This window comes from Corynebacterium testudinoris (assembly GCF_001021045.1).
GTDB lineage: Bacteria > Actinomycetota > Actinomycetes > Mycobacteriales > Mycobacteriaceae > Corynebacterium > Corynebacterium testudinoris.
Map to the genome: position 1 here is coordinate 950,298 of NZ_CP011545.1, position 18,680 is coordinate 968,977.

Below are 18,680 nucleotides of genomic sequence, written 5' to 3' on the forward strand. Positions count from 1 at the left end.
GCCCCCGCATGGGCCAGGACCACTTCATCGCCGAGACGGATGAGACCGGCCTGGGTGCCGTCGACGCCGTGTCCGATGAGTCCGCCCCGGTATCGCAATGGCGCCAGGCGTGGCGCAACCTGCGCGTCCGACCGCTGTTTTGGGTGTCATCCGCCCTCATCCTCATCGCCGTGCTCATGGCACTGTTCCCGCAGCTATTTACCTCTACTGACCCGCGCATGTGTATTCTGGCCAACTCGCTTGACCAACCACGTGCCGGACATCCCTTCGGCTTTGACCGCCAGGGCTGTGACATTTTTGCCCGCACCATCTACGGCGCCCGCGCCTCGGTGACGGTGGGCATCCTCACCACCGCGCTCGTCGTGCTCATTGGCACGCTCATTGGTTCCCTGGCGGGCTACTTCGGTGGCATCCTGGACTCGATCCTCTCGCGCGTGACGGACGTCTTCTTCGCTGTCCCGCTGGTGCTGGCCGCCATCGTGGTCATGCAGGTGTTCAAGGACTACCGCACCATCATCACCGTGGTCTTAGTCCTCGGACTCTTCGGCTGGACCAACATTGCGCGTATTACTCGTGGCGCGGTGTTGAGCGTGAAGAACGAGGAGTATGTCACCGCGGCGCGTGCCGTCGGTGCGTCCCGGTGGAAGATCCTCACCAGCCACATCTTGCCCAACGCCGCCGCCCCGATCATCGTCTACGCCACGGTGGCCCTGGGTACCTTCATCGTCGCCGAGGCGACCTTGTCGTTCCTTGGCATCGGACTTCCGCCCAGCATCGTCAGCTGGGGTGGCGATATTTCCGCCGCCCAGGCCAGTTTGCGTACCCAGCCAATGGTGCTGTTCTACCCGGCTATGGCGCTGGCACTGACGGTGCTTAGCTTCATCATGATGGGCGACGTCGTCCGCGACGCGCTTGACCCGAAGGCGAGGAAGCGATGACCACTAATACGAATCAGACTCCGCTGCTGGAGATGAAGGACGTCAAGATCGCCTTCAAGTCCTCCACCGGTGTGGTGGAAGCCGTCCGCGGCATCAACCTCACCATTTACCCGGGACAGTCCGTCGCCATCGTCGGCGAGTCCGGCTCCGGCAAGTCCACCGCGGCGATGTCCATCCTGGGCCTTCTCCCGGGCACCGGCCAGGTAACCGGTGGCGAGATCCTGTTCAAGGGCCAAGACATCACCAAACTCTCCGAAAAGGAGATGCAGCAGCTCCGCGGCTCGGAAATCGGCCTGGTTCCCCAGGACCCGATGTCCAACCTCAACCCCGTGTGGCGCATTGGCACTCAGATCGGTGAGTCCCTCAAGGCCAACGACGTGGTGAAGAACTCCGAGGTCAATGCCCGGGTGGCCGAGCTGCTCGGGGAGGCTGGTCTTCCCGATGCCGAGCGCCGCGCCAAGCAGTACCCCCACGAGTTCTCCGGTGGTATGCGCCAGCGCGCGCTCATCGCCATGGGTCTCGCGGCGCGCCCCTCGCTCCTCATCGCCGACGAGCCGACCTCGGCTCTCGACGTGACGGTGCAAAAGCGCATCCTCGATCACCTGGCTGGGCTGACCCGCGATCTTGGTGCCGCCGTGCTGTTCATTACCCACGACCTGGGTCTGGCCGCCGAGCGCGCCGAGCACCTCGTGGTGATGCACCGCGGCCGAATCGTCGAATCGGGTCCTTCCCTGCAGATCCTGCGCGATCCGCAACACCCCTACACCCAGCGGTTGGTCAAGGCCGCGCCCTCGCTCGCGTCCTCCCGTATCCAGTCCGCCTTGGCGGCCGGCGTGGAATCTAATGAGCTCATGGCTACCGGTGGTGAAGGGGAGTCCGAGGAAGCAGTCATCCGCGTAGAAAACCTCACCAAGGAATTCGATGTCCGCGGCTCCCGCGGAGCGAAGAAGACCCTCCGTGCCGTGGACAACGTCAGCTTCACTCTGCGCAAAGGAACCACCCTGGCTCTCGTGGGCGAGTCCGGTTCCGGCAAGTCCACGGTGGCCAACATGGTGCTCAATCTCCTCGATCCGACCGAGGGCAAGGTGTACTACCAGGGCACCGATCTGACGACCCTGAACAACCGCGAGTTGTTCGACATGCGCCGCAAGATGCAGGTGGTGTTCCAGAACCCTTACGGTTCCCTGGACCCGATGTTCTCGATTTACAAGTGCATCGAGGAGCCTTTGGCCTTGCACAAGGTGGGCAACCGCAAGGAACGTGAGGCCCGCGTCGCAGAGCTATTGGATATGGTGGCGATGCCGCGGTCGACGATGCGTCGGTTCCCGAATGAGCTTTCCGGCGGCCAGCGCCAGCGCATCGCCATCGCGCGTGCCCTCGCGCTGTCCCCGGATGTGCTCGTCCTCGACGAGGCCGTCTCCGCGCTTGACGTGTTGGTGCAGAACCAGATCATCCAGCTGCTGGGCAACCTGCAGTCGGAATTGCACCTGTCCTACCTCTTTATTACCCACGACCTCGCAGTGGTCCGCCAGACTGCTGATGATGTTGTGGTGATGAAGCAAGGTGCGATCGTCGAGCAGGGCACTGCTGATGAAGTCTTTGCCAATCCGCGCGAGGACTACACGAAGGACCTTATTAATTCCGTCCCTGGTCTCAACATTGAGCTGGGTACCGGAGCCAACCTCGGCCTCGCTGAGGAGTAATCACGCAGCACGGTCGATCTGACACCCACCCCATCTCCGGGATCCGCCTGCATGTCGAAGCAGGATGTGCCCGGAGGTGGGGTGGCTTTTTATGCACGTGATAGCTGTGCGTTAGTTTCGGCATTTGCGCCGCTAGATTAGGTATCCGCTGATGTAGGCCTTGATAAAAAGGCCAAGAAACCTGAGCCTGGGGGTGGTTGGGCCTTATTTTTAGCGATTTTCCAGCGAATCGGTCTCATAATGAGTAGGTTTGTAACCTAAGACACATTATCCATGGTGGTCTGTTTATTCGTATCCCGACAAAGCTGGGGTTTGATGCCGATGCTGAAATATCTTCTAAGGAAGACCCTGACGTGGTTGATCGTCATTTTCCTCGCTACCAACGTCGCTTATCTTCTGGCAGCCACCTTCCTCGACCCTCGGTCCAATTACGCGGGTCGTCGGCCGCCGCTGTCTTCTGATCAGATTGACAGAATCCTCACTCCCTTGAATCTCAACCCCGAGACGCCGCTCCTAGAGCGGTGGTGGACCTGGTTGAGTGGGATTCTCTTCCACTGGAATTGGGGGACATCCCCGCTGGGTGATCCGGTCAATGCCCAGATCTCCTATCGCATTTGGGTGTCTGCCCAGCTGCTGCTCATGGCAACGCTGCTGGCGGTCGTCATCGGCGTGGGGCTCGGCGTGTACACCGCCTCCCGCCAGTACAAAGCCTCAGACCGGTTGTGGCAGGGCGTTTCCATTGTCACGATGAACACGCACGTGGTCGTGGCATCGCTCTTGGTGGTCGCCTTGGCCCTCAAGATCAACGAGTGGACCGGGACGCGCGTCTTCTACGTCACTGGCGCTCCGTCGTCGTCACGGGATGAAGGTTTCTTCCCCTGGCTGATTAATACCTTCCAGCACCTAGCTCTGCCCACCATTTCGCTGCTCATCATTTCTTATGCCAGCTATCACTTGATGCAGCGCACCCTGTTGTTGGACAACCTGTCGGCCGATTATGTGAGAACGGCCCGCGCGAAGGGGCTGACGAGGCAGAAGGCGATCCGCAAGCATGCGTTGCGGACGTCGATCATTCCCGTGGCCACGTCCGTGGCGTTCTCGGTCCCCGGCATTTTCACCGGTGCCGTCATGACCGAGCGGATCTTCGCTTGGAACGGCATGGGCCAGTACTTCATCGAAACGATTACTAAAAACGATGTCAACGGTGTCGTCGCCGTGGCGGCCTTCGGCGCCCTCATGGTCGCCGTGTCCGCAATTTTGGCTGACCTCGTGGTGGTCGCCCTGGATCCCCGAGTGAGGGTGAGCTGAACATGAGTAAGGACAACAACAAGCACCGTCACGATCTCTCGATGGATACCGCGCGAGAGAATTTGGGAGTGCGCCCGGCGTCCCCCGTCGCGGACCTCACTCCGGCGTCCGGGTTTGGTTCCCAAGCTACGGGCGGCCACGACCCCGAAACCCTCCTGGCGGTGGAAACATCACCAGAGCGGGCGGTGGGCACCAACAAGCTACGCCTGTACGTCCGGCGCTTCTTCCGCAACAAGCTGGCGGTCGTGGGCCTCATCATTTTCGTGGGCCTCGTGCTGGCCTCCATCTTCGGCGGGTACCTGTCTCAGTGGTCCTATGACGAGCCGGATTTCATGAACCTGTCCACCCCGCCGTCCTCCGAGCACTGGTTTGGCACCACCGATGGTGGCAATGACCTTTTTGCTCAGACGGTCCACGGTCTGGGGCGCTCGCTCACCATCGCGGTGTTGGTGTCCTTGGCCACGCTGGTGCTCTCGGCAGTCATTGGTGCCGGCGCCGCGCTGTATGGCGGCTTCATGGAAAAGGCTGTCCTGGCCGTCATCCACTTCCTGCTGGCCATCCCGACCTTCCTGCTCATCGCGTTGCTGGTAGCGGACTCGGCGGGGGATTGGAAGATCCTCGTCGTGGTGTTCATCTTGTTTGGGTGGATGTATCCGGCTCGTGTGATCTGGTCATTGGCATTGAGCGTGCGGGAGAACGATTACGTGCGTGCGGCCCGCTTCATGGGGGTCAGCCGGCCCCGCACGGTGGTGCGCCACATCATCCCTAACATTGGCTCGCTGCTCATCATTCAATTCATGCTGTCCATCGTTTCCACCGTCATGGCGGAGACCGGCCTGTCCTTCCTGGGTCTGGGCGTCAAGCTGCCCGATGTGTCCCTGGGAACGTTGTTGTCGGTGGGTTCCGGCGCGCTGCAGTCCGCACCGTGGCAGTTCTACTTCCCGGCGGCGACCTTGACGTTGCTCACGGTGTCGATGGCGTTTATCGCCGATGGCCTGCGTGACGCGCTCGACCCGAATTCTAAGTCTGGAGGAAAGGCATGAGTGTGGGCACTCCCATCCTGTCCGTGCGTGATCTGCGAGTCACCTTTCCCTCGGAAGCCGGCAAGGTTTCCGCCGTCCGAGGTGTGGACTTCGATCTCCACGAGGGCCGCACCCTCGGCATCGTCGGTGAGTCCGGTTCCGGAAAGTCCGTCACCTCCCTGGCCATCATGGGCCTGCTCCCGCAATATGCGAATGTCACTGGGTCCATTCTTTTCGACGACCGCGAACTCCTCGGCCTGTCTGACTCCCAGATGTCAAAGATCCGCGGTTCCGGCATTGGCATGATCTTCCAGGATCCGTTGTCGGCCCTTACCCCGGTGTTTTCCATCGGTGATCAGATCGTCGAGGCGTTGCAGGCCCACAATCGGATCTCCAAGTCGCAGGCGACGAAGCGGGCCGTGGAGCTGCTGGACCTGGTCGGCATCCCCGAGCCGCAGAAGCGGGTCAAGAACTTCCCCCATGAGTTCTCCGGCGGTATGCGCCAGCGCGTGGTCATCGCCATCGCGATTGCCAACAACCCGCGCCTGCTCATCGCCGACGAGCCCACCACCGCCTTGGACGTCACCATCCAGGCCCAGATCCTTGACCTGCTCAAGCTGGCGCAGCGGGAGACGGGCGCGGCGATGATCCTCATTACCCACGACATGGGAGTAGTCGCCGAGACTGCCGATGATGTCATGGTGATGTACGCGGGCCGACCCATCGAGAAGGCTGATGTGTTTTCCACCTTCGCTCAGCCGAAGATGCCGTACACCATCGGTTTGTTGGGCTCCACGCCGCGAGTCGACCAGCGATCGACGGATCCGCTCACCCCGATCGAGGGTTCGCCCCCGATCTTGGTGAACATCCAGGATCGTTGCCAGTTTGCCCCTCGCTGCCCGATTGCTATCGACGCCTGCCTCACCGCCGAGCCGCCGTTGCTCCCGGTCGAGGACGATCCCGAGCACTTCACGGCGTGCCTGCGCTCCCCGGAGATCCACGACAGTCAACTAAACGGTGAGTCCCTGTACCCCGTGCCGGTTCTCTCGGAGGATGTACTGGGAGACGTCCCACGGGAGCAACGCAAGATCACCCTTCAGGTGGACAATCTGACCAAGGATTTCCCACTGATTAAGGGAGCGGTGATTAAGCGGCGAGTGGGCACCGTTCACGCGGTGAAAAACGTCAGCTTTGACCTCCGGGAGGGGGAGTGCTTGGCCATCGTCGGCGAGTCCGGCTCGGGCAAGACCACCGCCCTCCTGGAAGTCATGGGCTTGGAACCCGACAAGGGCACCTCCATTGTCCTCAATGGCAAGGACACGGCGGAGTTCTCTCGCGGGCAGCGAAGATCAGCCCGTCGAGACATCCAGATGGTGTTCCAAGATCCCATGAGTTCGCTCAATCCCCGCATGACCATTCGGGAGATCTTGGAGGAGCCCTTGTCGTCCCTCGGGTTCGAGGGTGACAGCAAAGCCCGCGTGGCGGAGCTCATGCGCTTGGTCGGACTCGATGCCAGCCAGATTGACCGGTTCCCGGGGCAGTTTTCCGGTGGCCAACGCCAACGCATCGGGTTGGCACGGGCGCTGGCCACGCGGCCGTCGGTTATCGCGCTCGACGAACCGGTGTCGGCGCTGGACGTGTCCATCCAGGCTGGCGTGATCAACCTGCTGGAAGACCTCAAGCGCAAGCTGGGTCTGTCGTACCTCTTCGTTGCCCACGATCTTTCGGTGGTCCGACACCTCTCGGATCGGGTCGCCGTCATGTACAAGGGTGAATTTGTCGAGGAGGGACCGGTGGACACCATTTTTGACAACCCCCAGCACGAGTACACCCAAAAACTGCTGTCGGCGATTCCCATCCCGGATCCCGTGGCCACGCGAACCAGGGACCACCCAGGTCTCGGCTCCGAAGCACGACCCGAGTAAACCCTTACAACCCATATATTGAAAGGAAGTGAAAGCTCATGCGATCACGTATCCGTACTCTCACCATCGCCACCCTCTCTGTCAGCGCGCTCACTTTGGCTGCCTGTGGTTCTGGCGGCGGCTCTTCAGACTCGACCAGCGGAGGTTCGGCTGGTTCGGAGGCGATTGACGCCCACAGCGTCAGCGCCTCGGGCGACTACAACATCCAGGAGCGTGACGCACTCCAAGACGGCGGCACCCTCACCTTGCCGCTGGCGGAACTCAGCCAGCAGCAGAACACCTGGCAGGCGGACGGCAACCTCTACACCAAGAATGTGTGGAAGTGGTACAACCCGCAGGTCTCACTGTTTGATGGCGACGGCACCTGGCACGCCAATCCGGACTACCTCACCGATGTCAAGGACGAGGTCGTCGATGGCAACACTGTCCTCACCTACACCATTCACCCGGACGCTACCTTCAACGATGGCACCCCGATTGACTGGACCACCTTCGAGCACACCTGGAAATTCTCTAACGGCGAGAACGAGGAGCTCAACGTCTCTTCTACGGATGGCTATGAGCTGATCAAGTCCGTCGAGCGCGGCGAGAATGACAAGCAGGCCGTGGTTACCTTCGACGGGTCTTATGCCTGGTGGCAGGGCCTGTTCGGCTTCCTGCTGCACAACGCCGTTAACACTCCCGACCTCTACAACACCGGCTACCTCGGCCAGGTGCGCCCGGAGTGGGGAGCTGGCCCCTACAAGGTGGAGAACGTCAATTTCAACACGGGCGAGATCAGCTTTGTCCAGAATGAAAACTGGTGGGGCGATACCGGCAAGCTGGACAAGATTGTCTACCGACAGATGGAGGATCAGGCCAGCCTCAACGCCCTCCGCGCGGGCGAGATCGACGCCTCCGGTGTGGCTACGAAGGACCGCTTGGCCACTGCGAAGGAAATGGGCGACAAGCTCGATATCCGCACCGCGTTGCTGCCGGCCAACTACCTCATGACTGTCAACAGCAAGTCGCCGATGCTGGAAGACATCAAGGTGCGCGAGGCCGTCATGACGGCCGTCGACCGCGAGCAGATTGCTGCCATCCGTTTCAATGGTCTCGACTACACCGAGGATCTCCCGGGTTCCTTCGCGCTGTTCCAGACCCAGGAGGGCTACGAGAACAACTTCGGTGAGGTCCTCAGCTTCGACGCTGATCGGGCTAAGACCCTGCTGGACGAGGCCGGCTGGACCGAGGGTGCCAATGGTATCCGCGAGAAGGATGGCCAGCCCCTGACCCTGCGCTACGTCATCACCGGTGAAAGCCCGATGGTCCAGGCCACGGCTGGCGCGATCCAGGCGATGCTCAAAAACGTCGGCGTCGATGTGCAGATCCAGGAGCGCCCGTCGTCCGAGTTCTCCCAGGTGACCAGCCAGCGAGACTTCGACATCTTCCTCATGGGCTTCCGCTCCGGTGACCCGTTCGGCGTCGCCTACTTCGGTCAGGTCTACCTGTCCGACTCGGAGCTGAACCTGTCCGGTACCGGTACCCCGGAGCTTGACACCAAGATCCGCGAGCTGCAGCGCATCTCCGATCCCGATGAGCAGATCGCTCGCGCCAACGTGCTCGAGCAGGAGGCCATGGGCACCTTCGGCATCATGCCGTACGCCAACGGCCCGGAGATCGTCGCCGTGAAGCCGGGGCTGGCCAACTACGGAGCCATGTCCTTCGCCGAAATCCCCGTGGAGGATATCGGCTGGGAGAAGTAGTCCCACTCCAGCATGAGAGGCCCTGCCCATAATGGGCAGGGCCTCAGTGCTTTTCTTAAAGAATCTCGTCGAGGATCTCGGTGGGGCGGGCGATCCGCACGCCCTTCTCCGTCACCACGATGGGCCTTTCGATCAGGCGGGGATGGGCGACCATGGCAGCCAGCAACTCCCCGTCAGGGGAGTCCTGGCTCAAGCCAAGCTCGCGATACTCCGCCTCACGCACGCGGATGGCGTCGTGCGGGCTGAGCCCGGCGGCGTCGAGAAGCTCTGTGAGCTTATCGACGCTCGGCGGTGCATCCAGGTAGGAGACCACCTCCGGCTCGACGCCGCGCTCCCGCAAGTAGGCGAGAGCTTGCCTCGACTTAGAGCAGCGAGGGTTATGGAAAATTGTCGCCATAACCTAGTAGTTCGCCGGCGGATCGCTGGCCGGGAAGGACTCCTGGCCCCATTCCTCCGGCAACTCATCGCGCAGCTCTTCGGAAGATTTGCCGATGTTCTCGGGGTGATTGTGCGTGAAAGGCTTGTCTTCGGGGAACTCCCAAAGCAGTTTCTTCTCATCGCTGTTGTTGTGATCAGTCATGACAGCTCCTTTCGAGGGGGATATATACCTTAAAATCTACCCTGCGAAAGTGTTTGGCGTCACAACGTTTAAGCTTCTGCGGGGGCGAGGTTCACCGAATCTGCCCACGTGAGCTCAATGCCCAAGGTGCGCAGCCACTCCATGGCATCATCCTGGTGGCGAGTAATGCCCTCGACGGCCGTCAGGGTTGTGTCGATGGCGCGCTCAGCGTCCTCGGCCGTGATGAGGCCAGCAGAGGTGGCAGCGGCGAGCTCATCGATATCTTGGACATCAATCGGCTCACCCGTGACGGAAATGAGATCAACATACAGGTCGCGGGTAGACCACACAGCCCCGTCGACGTCGATATCAGCGACATCAAAGTAGAAATCCTGGCGCTGCTCAACGCCCTCGCGGAAGTGGAAGATATTAGCGCGCAGGCCAAGCTTAGGCAGCAGCCACGATTCCAAGTAGCCAAACTTCGGGTGGTTAGCGCCGCGGGCCATGTACAGGCCAAAATCGGTGACCTGGAACGTATCAACCGCACGCTGGTGACCCTTCGGATCGATGTTCACTCGATCGGAGGTATGAAACGTCTCCTGCTTGACGGGGTGAAGATCAGTGGTCACGTCTAATTACCTCGCATCGATGATCGCGGCCGTGGGGATGAAGCTGCAAGAGTTGGACTCGGTGTGCACATTTCCGGACACGACGGCGACAACCGTGCCCGCGCCCGTATCAGCAGTGCCGGAGACGGTAGCCGGGCCCTCGGGGTTGATGCCGTTGTTCTCCAGGGAAGTGATGCCGTGGCGCAGATTCGTGAGATTGAACCAGTGCACGAACAACTCGCCCTGATGGGAGGCGGCGGGGGAGGTGCCCAACGCGGTGAAAAGGAAGGCCGTTTGCCCTTCGGCTGCTCCGGGCGCCGGAATGGTGGTGGGGCCGGGAACGGCGATGGCCGATCCGACGGCGTCCAAGCTGCCATCGATGCACTTGCCCGACACGGTGGGCCAGATGAACTGGGTGAACCCTGGGCCCCCGACGGGGAGCGGAACTCCGCCTTCCGTACCGCCATCAGCTCCCGAGTAGAAGGCGAGGGCGGAAAGGACGGCGTTGGAGATCTCCTTGGGCAACCACGGGTGGTTAGCGAAATCACGGACCTGCTGGGCAACCTGCGGCGTCGGGCGGCCCAGCTCGTCGAGTGGGCCTTGCGGCAGCGACGACGCCGAAGCGACCGACGGCACCAGTACGCCGGTGAGGGCGATCGCTGATGCTGCGGTGGTGGCGACGATCGCCGAGAGGCGGCCGGCGCGCTTTGCCGAGCGGATGGGTGATCCCACAGAGGACCTTTCCGAAGTCACATCTTTAACAGTAGTTTCATTGCACAACAATATTCACTTGTTTCCCACAGTCAAGCCATTTCGCTTAACTATTTAGTTCTGTCGTGCTTCGAGACCATTTCGTTACACTTGCGTGTCCCCCGACTCTAAAGATCTGACGGGCCAAGGGCAAAGGCCCAAGAGACCGCTGAGGTGACCGGCGAGATGACTTGGTCACACTCCCAGGTCTCCGATAGTGCAGCTATGGCCAATCGCGAGTAGTCTTATGGGCTGTTCACCTTCGCGGCCTCGACGGGCCCGATCAACATCCGCTAGGAGCAGCCCACTCGTGTCCCACCCTGAGTTCCGTAACGTCGCCATCGTCGCGCACGTTGACCACGGCAAGACCACCCTCGTTAACGCCATGCTGGAGCAGTCCGGCGTTTTCGGCGATCACGGCGAAGTCACCGACCGCGTCATGGACTCCGGAGATCTGGAACGCGAAAAGGGCATCACCATCCTGGCCAAGAACACGGCCATCCGCCGCAAGGGCCAGGGCAAGGACGGCAATGACCTCATCATTAACGTCATTGACACCCCGGGCCACGCCGACTTCGGTGGCGAGGTCGAGCGCGCGCTGTCCATGGTCGACGGCGTCGTTCTTCTTGTTGATGCCTCTGAGGGCCCGCTCCCGCAGACCCGCTTCGTGCTGGGCAAGGCGCTGGCCGCCAAGATGCCCGTCATCATCCTCGTGAATAAGACCGACCGCCCCGATGCCCGCATCGAAGAAGTGGTCAGCGATTCCCAGGACCTCCTGCTCGAGCTGGCCGCCAACCTCGAGGACCCGGAAGCCGCTCAGGCCGCCGAGTCCCTCCTCGATCTGCCAGTGCTGTACGCCTCCGGCCGTGAGGGCAAGGCCTCCACCGAGAACCCCGGTGACGGCAACGCCCCCGAGGCCGACAACCTCCAGGCCCTCTTCGACGTTATCTACGAGGTCCTCCCGGAGCCCTCCGCTGAGCTTGACGCCCCGCTGCAGGCTCACGTCACCAACCTTGACTCTTCGTCCTTCCTGGGCCGCATCGGCCTCGTGCGTATCCACGCCGGCAAGCTCCACAAGGGCCAGCAGGTCTCCTGGATCCACTACGACGACGAGGGCAACGAGCACTTCAAGACCGTCAAGATCGCGGAGCTGCTGCGCACCGTCGGCGTGTCCCGCCAGCCCACCGATGAGGTCATCGCTGGTGACATCGCGGCCATCTCCGGCATTGATGAGATCATGATCGGTGACACCCTCGCCGATCCCGAGAACCCGGTTGCCCTCCCGCGCATCACCGTGGATGAGCCGGCCATTTCCATGACCATCGGCGTCAACACCTCCCCGCTGGCCGGACGAGGTGGTGGCGACAAGCTCACCGCCCGAGTCCTCAAGTCCCGCCTGGACAACGAGCTCATCGGTAACGTGTCCCTGCGCGTCCTGCCGACCGAGCGCCCCGACACCTGGGAAGTTCAGGGTCGCGGCGAAATGGCTCTGTCCATCCTCGTGGAAACGATGCGCCGCGAAGGCTTCGAGCTGACCGTGGGCAAGCCGCAGGTGGTTACCCAGATCATCGACGGCTCGGTCCACGAGCCCTTCGAGCACATGGTGATCGATGTCCCCGGTGAGCACCAGGGCGCTGTCACCCAGCTCATGGCTGCCCGCAAGGGCCAGATGACGAGCATGGACACCGGCGCCGGCGAGTGGGTGCGCATGGAGTTCGACGTTCCGGCCCGTGGCCTCATCGGTTTCCGCACCACGTTCATGACCGAGACCCGTGGCACCGGCATCGCCAACAGCTACGCCATTGAGATGCGCCCGTGGGCCGGCGAGATCAAGGGCCGTAACTCAGGCTCCCTCGTCGCCGACCGCTCCGGCCAGATCACCACCTACGCCCTGCAGAACCTCGCTGACCGCGGCTCCTTCTTCGTGGAGCCGGGCACCGAGGCATACGAAGGCATGGTCGTCGGCGCGAACAACCGTGATGAGGACATGGACGTCAACATCACCAAGGAAAAGAAGCTCACCAACATGCGTGCAGCGTCCGCCGACACCACCGTCACCCTGGCCAAGGCACACACCCTTTCCCTCGATGAGGCAATGGAGTTCTGTGGCCAAGACGAGTGCGTCGAGGTCACCCCGGACATCCTTCGCGTGCGCAAGCTCAACCTCAATGCCACGGAGCGGGCCCGCGCTCGTTCCCGCGAGAAGCAGCTGAACAAGTAACTCAGTGACATCGGCAGCCGCGCTGGTGGCGGAAAATTTATCCGCCCGGCGCGGCTTTGTCGTATCGCCAGGCGTTTCCGTCGTTGTGGGGAAGTAGTGGTGTAGAAAGGTTCCCATGGTCGGCGACACACACATGATTGAGGCAGCGACCGCATGGCTCTCCGAGGATGTTCGCAGGTGGGCCGCCGGGCAGTCTGGTCCCGTGAACGATTGGCTGGCCGAGGAACTCAGCAGGATAGACAACCTGGAGTTTGCTACCCAGTTGGATAACGCCGTGCCGCTCGATGTCCCGTCCGTGCTGCTGTGGGCAAACCGGGTCGTTCCGCTCAGCGATGGGCACTGGGCGCTAGCTGGCGCGCGTTTCCGTAACCGCGATCTCGACCGCGCCTTCGTCGACATTATTGCCACCACGGTTCCACCATCCCCAGCCGGAGTCCAGGCATTGATCGACCCGTCAAGTGGCCCGTTGACATTCTTCCGAGATTTTTCCCCTCGGTGCCTCCGTGTCTACGTCGCTGATCCGCACGGTTTCGCGGAGGAGGTGAATAGTTCCTCGAACGCGGTCTGGGCGTCGGTCTCGGCGTCGGTGGACATGTATATCGTGGCGGCCCCCGTCGATGAGCAGCGGGCCAGGCCACGCGTTCAGTCCTATGGGGACGTGGAACTTATCGAGGTCTCCCCAGCTGTGGCGGCGACGCGCGTAGCGGACATCTATGACGCTATTCAAGCGTCACACCCAGAGCTGAGTTGGTGGGCGAGTCCCTCCGATGAGCAGTCGCTGCAGGATGCGCAGGACGATGGACTGTTGTTCAGCGTCCGATGGAAGGGGGAGGACGTGGGCATTGTCGCCGCGCGCGCCGAGAACTCCTATGGGCTGACCGGATGGGTGGTGGAGGAGAAGTGCATTGACCCGATGTTCCAGGGCCATGCGTTGTCCGCTGCCGCGATGCAGCGGCTGGTGGACAAGCTTCCCGATATCCATGAAGGCGGACGGCCGACCCTGTGGGGGCACATCAACCAGGCGAATATCCCCTCCTTGCGCACCGCAGAACTCACCGGCAGGCGGGTCGTTGGCGGGCACGTGTGGGTGACGCCGAGGGGATATCCGGGTATGACGAACTAGTCGCCGCTGGAGCTGCCTACTCGCAACCGACGCCGTCGCCGTCGCGGTCCAGGTGAGTACCGTACCCGGGGCTACCCGCGTACACCGGAGCGGCACCGGCAGCTCGGGCGGCGGAGCAATTCTTGTAGTAGGCGGCTGCGGGGGCCGGGGCAGGCGCGGGAGCAACGGCCCGGGCCGGCTCGGGGATGGAGGCGAAGCCCTGCGGGACGGTATTCACCTGCGCTTCCACGGGGGCGACCACGGGCTCGGGCTCTGGTTCGGGCGCAGCTTCCGGTTCCGGTTCTTCCACCACGGACTCAGTGACCGTAACTTTCTGGGTGGACACCTTGACCGAGGTGACCGTCTCGGTGACGGGCGTGGCTTCTCCGCCGCCGCAGGCAGCGAGGACGAGCGTGGCGGACAGAGCGAGGGGGAGGATAAGCAGGCGGCGCATTGTTTTCCTTTGGTGAGTATTCAGCAGACCGGAGAATTCTCGCACTTTACCCAGGCGGCTCGCAGCTAAATCCCACGCGATGCTTACCCCCGAAACCCCCGTGAGTTTCGTGTCGCCACAGGTGGCTGCGCAGAGCAGTGATTCCGCCCACGTGTCCACTCGCTTTCTCGGCGGGACTAATGGCCTCAGCAGGGCAATCGCTCCGCTGCCGTCTCCGCGCGACGAGGTCTTTTGTGCGCCGGTGTGGAAGCATGGGCCGCATGAACGAAGGGTATAGGCGTGTCGCCGGCGTCGGCATTTTGTTTGCCACCAACGGAGCGGTGTTTTCCTCCGTCTTGCCGTGGTATCCCACCATCAAGGCGCAGTGGGGCCTGAGCGATCTGGCATTCGGTCTGCTCGTTGCGGCCGTCGCCGTCGGTTCCCTCGGTTCGACCGTGCTGCCCTCCTGGGCCGTCAACCGGTTCGGGCCCCGCAAGGTGGTCTTGTACGGTACGGCCATCCTGGCGTTGCTCGTCGCGACAATCGGCTGGATACCCTCGGCGTGGCCGTTGGCGGTCGTTTTCGCCTGCTTTGGTCTCATGGATGCGGTCGTGGACGTCTCGCAAAACGTCGCGGGCGTCCGAGTCCAGGATCGGCTGGGAAAATCCATCATCTCTTCACTCCATGCGTTTTGGTCCCTGGGTGCGGTGGCCGGTGGTGCGGCGGGTACCGCCGCGGCCGTCGCCGGGCTGGACATTCGGGTCCACCTGGGGATTGTCGCGGGCGTCGTCATGCTCTTTGCCCTGGTGGGTACGTGGCTGACCGGCCCGGTGCCGGCGTCGAGGAAGGAAGACGACGGGAGTGCCGGCGGCGTCGATAAGCGAGTATGGACCTCGGCCATGGTGGTGCTCCCCATCGCGCTCGTGGCATTGTCGGGCACGATGATCGAGGACCTGGCCAACAACTGGTCCGGCCTCGCCTCCGTGGAACTCGCCGGCGGCACACTGGAGGCGGCCGGTCTGGCATTCACCGTCATGCTGGCGGCGCAGTGCATCGGGCGGTTCACCGGCGATATGCTCATCAACCGCTTCGGCACCGTCGCCGTCGCGCGCAACGGCGGCGTGCTCATCGGCATCGGCGGCGTCCTCGTTGTGCTGGCCACCGGACCGGTGTTGCTCTTCGTGGGCTTGGCGTTCGCCGGCTTCGGCTGCGCCACCCTCGTGCCCAGCGCTTTCGCTGCGGCAGCCCGCCTGCCCGGCCTGTCCGAAGGTGCGGGCGTGACCGCCGTGAGCTGGCTTATGCGCCTGGGCTTTTTGGGCACCAGCCCCCTCATCGGTGCGATCTCGACGGGCCTGAGCCTGCGGTGGGCATTCGGCCTGCTCATCATCATCGGCGCGGTCGTCGCATTCCTCGCCCCGGCGCTGCGAACTGGGGCCGCGCCTGCCGCCAAGGCATAATTGGCAGGGTGAAAAGCCGAATACTCCTGAGCGTCGCCTGCGTGACGCTGCTGAGCTCCTGTGTCGCCAACCCCGGCCCGCCGCCGGTGGAGGAACCGATGCCGACGCCGGAACCTTCGGCCACCTCCAGCGCTGCACCGACCCCCTCCCGGGCGGAAGCGGTGATCGATATCGGCGTGGACCCGCTGCACAGCGGGCTCAATCCGCACCTTATTTCCGATAATTCCTCCTTCGTGGAATCCTTGGCTGGCCTCGTCCTGCCCAGCGCATTCCGCGATGGCGTCATGGACACCGACGTCCTCACCTCGGCGGAGGAGGTCCCCGCTGACCGGGACGGCGTCGCACAATCGCTGCGCTACGTCATCGCGCCGGGTGCCCAGTGGTCGGACGGTACGCCGATCACGGGCGCCGATTTCCGCTACATGTGGCACGGCATGAGCGATACCCCCGCCGTCGTCGATCCGGCTGGCTACCACGCCATCACCGGCATGCGGGTGTCCGCCGATGGCCGCACCGTCGACGTCGATCTGGCCACCGCCGTCGCCGAATGGCGGGACCTGTTCTCCTCCTTCTTGCCCAGCCACCTGCTGCAATCCGATGCCTCCGACTTCGAGCGAGCACTCGCCGACACCATTCCCGCGTCGGCCGGGCGCTACATGATCCGCAGCGTCGATCGCTCCCGCGGCATCATCACGATCAACCGCAATGATCGTTTCTGGGGTGAGAACCCAGCCAGCATCGACCTGGTCAACTTCCGCGAGGTGCGTTCCGTCACGCAGGGCGCTGAGCAGCTGCGCAGCGGACAAATCGGCTTCCTGGACACCTTCCCCGCCGAAACCTCCGTCGACGCGTACTCCATCATGACCGGCACCCAAGTCCGCACGGTCAAGCTGGAGCGCGAACTCCAGCTGAGCCTGTCCACCACCTCGACCGTGCTTGCCGACGTCGCCGCACGGGAGGAATTGCGTTCGCTTATCGACGTCCCCCTCATCGCCCGCATCGCCGCCGGCCGGTCCTCCAACCTGCGCGTTCCCGACCATCAGCCTGCGGCTGATGCCACCTTTACTCCCGCTTTGCTGCAGTCATTGACCGCCGAGCAGCCGCTGCGGCTAGGTGTCAACGTCGGCGATGATGCCTCCGCCGCCGCGGGCCGCGCGATCGTCGAGTTGCTCGCCGCCCGTGGCGTCAAGGCGCAGATCATCTCCACCGATCTGCCGGAGATCACCGGAATCCTCCTGCCCCGTGGACGAGTCGACGCTGTGATCACCTGGGAAAACACCGATAACAGCGCGACGGGACTGGCGGGGGAGTGGCTCTGCCCCGAGGCGCCGTCCTCGCCCCGAGCCGCCAACCTCAGTGCCTATTGCACCCCGGAGAGCGATGCGGTGGCGCGCGATGTGCTGTCCGGAATCGTCGCGCCCGAAGATGCCTCCGAAGTTTTTGAGCGAATCAACGAGCGCGAACACGTGACCATTCCGCTCCTGGGGGACACCCGAGTGCAGGTTCTCGGCGAGGGTATCGTTGGCCCCGACCCCAACCTCAATAATTGGACTTCGACCGCCGCGCTCTCGACGGTCCCGAGCTGGAGGAAACTGTGAGCTCCCGTGACCTGATTGGCTACCGCGTGGTCGCCGTCCACGCCCACCCCGACGACGAAGCCATCGCCACCGGCGGTGCCCTGTTTCAACTCGCGCGACGCGGCGCCGACGTCACCGTTGTCACCTGCACCTTGGGTGAAGAAGGCGAGGTCATCGGCTCCACCTGGGCCGGGCTCGTCGCCTCCGAATCAGACCAGCTGGGGGGATTCCGCACCGCCGAGCTGGCCGCCTCCTTATCCATCCTCGGCGTGCGCGGCATCTACCTCGGCGGTGCCGGCCGCTTCCGTGATTCCGGCATGGTGGGCAGCCCGGCGCACGCCAACCCGCGGGCTTTCGTCAACTCCGGCACCCTCGCCGTCGACCTGCTTGCCGATGTCCTCGCCGACATTCGCCCCCACCTCGTCATCACCTACGGCCCCGACGGCGGCTACGGGCACCCCGACCACATCCACGCCCACGAGATCACCCACGCCGCGGCCGCTCGCGTGGCGGTGCCACGCCTGCTGTGGGCGGTCAGCGACCTGGCGGCCTCCACGGCCGCCGTCGACCGCATCGATGTCGTGCCGGAAGGCTGGACGCGGGCCGATGCGGCCTACCTGGAGAACCAGGGCGTCGATAAGCATGATTTTGTCGTAGAACTCAGCAGCGCCGACCACGACGCCAAGCGCGAAGCCATGCGCGCCCACGCCACCCAGGTGTGGATCGCCGACGGACGCGTCTCCCACACCAACCCGCAGGCCGCGTGGGCAATCGGGCCAGACCCCGTCTTCGCCCTGTCGAACCTGCGAGCCCAGCCCATCCTCCGACAGGAGTACTACCAACTCGCCGCCGGCACCCCGGGCGGGCCCGAGCTTCTCGACGGCCTCGATCGCGAGTGGCAAGGATGAGCGAACGCATCATCCGCACCGACTTCTCCCGCGGCGAAGCCGGCTTCGGCCTCCTGTGGCTCTCCATCGGCGCCCTGGTGTCCGTCCTCCTGGAAATCGTCTACCTGGGCACATGGATCACCCTGCCCGGCGGCGCGAAAATAGCCTTCCCCTACACCATCATCGTGGCGTTTCTATTCAACATGGTGCTCACCCGCACCGCCCGCCTGTGGACCTCCACCCCCGCCATCGCCCTGATCCCCTTGATGGTCTGGGGCTTGGGATTTATCGGACTCATGCTCGGCGGCGGTGTCACCGGCGACCAACTCGTGGTGAGCAGCATCCGCAGCGTCGCCCTGCTCGCCGCCGGTATCGCTGGCGGTATTTGGCCACTGATACGGGGAAAGTGACATACTAGGGGAAGATTTTCGCTAAAGCCAGGAGT

At 63.2% G+C, this 18,680-nt stretch carries 17 protein-coding genes; 12 read left to right on the plus strand and 5 right to left on the minus strand.

Translation table 11 applies throughout. From position 1 onward, the window contains the following. Window positions 1–8 precede the first annotated feature (8 nt). The 6 genes from CTEST_RS04685 to CTEST_RS04710 all read left to right on the plus strand — a co-directional run bounded on the left by CTEST_RS04685 (window position 9) and on the right by CTEST_RS04710 (window position 8,641). Complete coding sequence (locus CTEST_RS04685; RefSeq protein WP_376701781.1) at window positions 9–938, plus strand: ABC transporter permease; 930 nt, start codon at window positions 9–11, stop codon at window positions 936–938. After that, a complete protein-coding gene (locus CTEST_RS04690; protein WP_047252761.1) occupies window positions 935–2,641 on the plus strand; it encodes an ABC transporter ATP-binding protein in 1,707 nt (568 codons plus the stop codon). The genes CTEST_RS04685 and CTEST_RS04690 overlap by 4 nt, the downstream gene beginning before the upstream one ends. A 321-nt stretch (window positions 2,642–2,962) precedes the next feature. After that, on the plus strand, window positions 2,963–3,949 hold the full coding sequence (locus CTEST_RS04695; RefSeq protein WP_047254224.1) for an ABC transporter permease: 987 nt from the start codon (window positions 2,963–2,965) through the stop codon (window positions 3,947–3,949). A gap of 2 nt (window positions 3,950–3,951) precedes the next feature. After that, window positions 3,952–4,992, plus strand: a complete 1,041-nt coding sequence (locus tag CTEST_RS04700) for an ABC transporter permease (protein ID WP_047252762.1) — start codon at window positions 3,952–3,954, stop codon at window positions 4,990–4,992. Continuing rightward, a complete protein-coding gene (locus CTEST_RS04705) occupies window positions 4,989–6,896 on the plus strand; it encodes an ABC transporter ATP-binding protein (RefSeq protein ID WP_083985437.1) in 1,908 nt (635 codons plus the stop codon). Before CTEST_RS04700 ends, CTEST_RS04705 begins: the two co-directional genes overlap by 4 nt. A gap of 38 nt (window positions 6,897–6,934) precedes the next feature. Next, the gene (locus CTEST_RS04710; RefSeq protein WP_047252764.1) at window positions 6,935–8,641 is read left to right on the plus strand and encodes an ABC transporter family substrate-binding protein; all 1,707 of its coding nucleotides are present in this window, start codon (window positions 6,935–6,937) and stop codon (window positions 8,639–8,641) included. A gap of 55 nt (window positions 8,642–8,696) precedes the next feature. Here CTEST_RS04710 and arsC read toward each other — a convergent pair whose 3' ends face one another. The 4 genes from arsC to CTEST_RS04730 form a co-directional block, all read right to left on the minus strand. Then, window positions 8,697–9,038 carry an arsenate reductase (glutaredoxin) gene (gene arsC, locus CTEST_RS04715; RefSeq protein WP_047252765.1) on the minus strand — a complete coding sequence of 114 codons (342 nt, stop codon included), beginning with the start codon at window positions 9,036–9,038 and terminating at the stop codon, window positions 8,697–8,699. A 3-nt stretch (window positions 9,039–9,041) separates the two neighbouring features. Next, window positions 9,042–9,221 carry a hypothetical protein gene (locus CTEST_RS04720; protein WP_047252766.1) on the minus strand — a complete coding sequence of 60 codons (180 nt, stop codon included), beginning with the start codon at window positions 9,219–9,221 and terminating at the stop codon, window positions 9,042–9,044. A 68-nt stretch (window positions 9,222–9,289) separates the two neighbouring features. Continuing rightward, window positions 9,290–9,829 (minus strand): DUF402 domain-containing protein, encoded by a 540-nt coding sequence (locus tag CTEST_RS04725; RefSeq protein ID WP_047252767.1) that lies wholly within the window; start codon window positions 9,827–9,829, stop codon window positions 9,290–9,292. A 6-nt stretch (window positions 9,830–9,835) separates the two neighbouring features. Then, window positions 9,836–10,540 carry an Rv1157c family protein gene (locus CTEST_RS04730; RefSeq protein WP_144413221.1) on the minus strand — a complete coding sequence of 235 codons (705 nt, stop codon included), beginning with the start codon at window positions 10,538–10,540 and terminating at the stop codon, window positions 9,836–9,838. A gap of 328 nt (window positions 10,541–10,868) precedes the next feature. On the opposite strand from CTEST_RS04730, the gene typA reads away from it, so the two are divergent. Both typA and CTEST_RS04740 read left to right on the plus strand, forming a co-directional pair. Then, a complete protein-coding gene (gene typA, locus CTEST_RS04735; RefSeq protein WP_047252768.1) occupies window positions 10,869–12,779 on the plus strand; it encodes a translational GTPase TypA in 1,911 nt (636 codons plus the stop codon). Window positions 12,780–12,894: 115 nt separating this feature from the next. Continuing rightward, window positions 12,895–13,902, plus strand: coding sequence for a hypothetical protein (locus CTEST_RS04740; protein WP_047252769.1), 1,008 nt, complete (start codon window positions 12,895–12,897; stop codon window positions 13,900–13,902). A gap of 16 nt (window positions 13,903–13,918) precedes the next feature. On the opposite strand, the gene CTEST_RS13970 is transcribed toward CTEST_RS04740, so the two are convergent. Then, window positions 13,919–14,335 carry an excalibur calcium-binding domain-containing protein gene (locus CTEST_RS13970; RefSeq protein ID WP_047252770.1) on the minus strand — a complete coding sequence of 139 codons (417 nt, stop codon included), beginning with the start codon at window positions 14,333–14,335 and terminating at the stop codon, window positions 13,919–13,921. Between the two features lie 260 nt (window positions 14,336–14,595). On the opposite strand from CTEST_RS13970, the gene CTEST_RS04750 reads away from it, so the two are divergent. Genes CTEST_RS04750 through CTEST_RS04765 form a run of 4 tightly spaced genes read left to right on the plus strand, consistent with a single transcriptional unit; the run spans window position 14,596 to window position 18,645 of the window. Then, a complete protein-coding gene (locus CTEST_RS04750) occupies window positions 14,596–15,771 on the plus strand; it encodes an MFS transporter (protein ID WP_047252771.1) in 1,176 nt (391 codons plus the stop codon). Window positions 15,772–15,779: 8 nt separating this feature from the next. Next, window positions 15,780–17,369: an ABC transporter family substrate-binding protein gene (locus CTEST_RS04755; RefSeq protein WP_236686143.1), complete on the plus strand. Its 1,590-nt coding sequence runs from the start codon at window positions 15,780–15,782 to the stop codon at window positions 17,367–17,369. After that, window positions 17,366–18,256, plus strand: a complete 891-nt coding sequence (gene mshB, locus CTEST_RS04760; protein WP_047252772.1) for an N-acetyl-1-D-myo-inositol-2-amino-2-deoxy-alpha-D-glucopyranoside deacetylase — start codon at window positions 17,366–17,368, stop codon at window positions 18,254–18,256. Before CTEST_RS04755 ends, mshB begins: the two co-directional genes overlap by 4 nt. Beyond that, window positions 18,253–18,645 carry a hypothetical protein gene (locus CTEST_RS04765; RefSeq protein WP_047252773.1) on the plus strand — a complete coding sequence of 131 codons (393 nt, stop codon included), beginning with the start codon at window positions 18,253–18,255 and terminating at the stop codon, window positions 18,643–18,645. Before mshB ends, CTEST_RS04765 begins: the two co-directional genes overlap by 4 nt. The last annotated feature ends 35 nt before the right edge of the window (window positions 18,646–18,680 follow it).